The 867-nt window shown below is 58.7% G+C and carries 1 protein-coding gene; it reads left to right on the top strand.

Going from position 1 to position 867, the window contains the following annotated elements:
• Positions 1 to 829, top strand: an 829-nt coding sequence (locus tag MJ606_RS18220) for an IS3 family transposase (RefSeq protein WP_243050974.1), incomplete at its 5' end; no start/stop codon positions are given.
• Positions 830 to 867 lie beyond the last annotated feature (38 nt).

Genomic DNA, 867 nt, shown 5'->3' with positions numbered 1-867 from the left:
AATGGTGAGGCCATCTCAACGCCGGGAGATGGCCCGATGGGTGGTGGGAAGCGGGCGCACAAGTATCCGGCACGCCTGTCAGACGTTTGCACTGAGTGAGACCGCCTATCGCTACCAGGCCAAGGCGAGCGAGGAAAATGCGCAGATCGCCGACTGGCTGGTCCGGTTGACAACGACTTATCGCGACTGGGGTTTCGGCTTGTGCTTCCTGCATCTGCGCAACGTCAAAGGCTTCGGTTGGAACCACAAGCGGGTCTATCGAATTTACCGGGAGCTCGAACTAAACCTGCGGATCAAGCCGAAGAAGCGGATCGTGCGCGAGCGGCCCGAGCCACTGGCAGTGCCTGGAACCATCAATCAGGTGTGGTCGATGGACTTCATGCACGACCAGCTCAGTGACGGACGCAGTTTTCGGCTGTTCAACGTGCTGGACGATTTCAACCGCGAAGGACTCGGGATCGAGGTCGATCTGTCGCTGCCCTCGGTACGTGTGATTCGAGCCCTGGAACAGATCATCGAATGGCGCGGCAAGCCGGCCACGATTCGCTGCGATAACGGCCCCGAATACATCAGTGGTGCCTTGCTGGTCTGGGCTGCACAGCGCGGCATCCGCATCGATCATATCCAGCCGGGCAAACCCCAGCAGAACGCCTATGTCGAGCGCTACAACAGAACGGTGCGCTATGCATGGCTTGCACGAACCTTGTTCGACTCGATCGAGCAAGTGCAAGACATGGCTACCCGTTGGCTATGGACTTACAACCATGAGCGCCCGAACATGGCGCTCGGCGGCATCACACCGATGCAGAAATTGGCCTTGGCTGCTTAGCTCCACTTTTTACGTCCGCTAAAAGCGGGGGGATTACC

The sequence above is a fragment of the Dyella sp. RRB7 genome, from assembly GCF_022761115.1.
GTDB lineage: Bacteria > Pseudomonadota > Gammaproteobacteria > Xanthomonadales > Rhodanobacteraceae > Dyella.
This window is presented reverse-complemented; position numbering and strand designations above follow the sequence as displayed.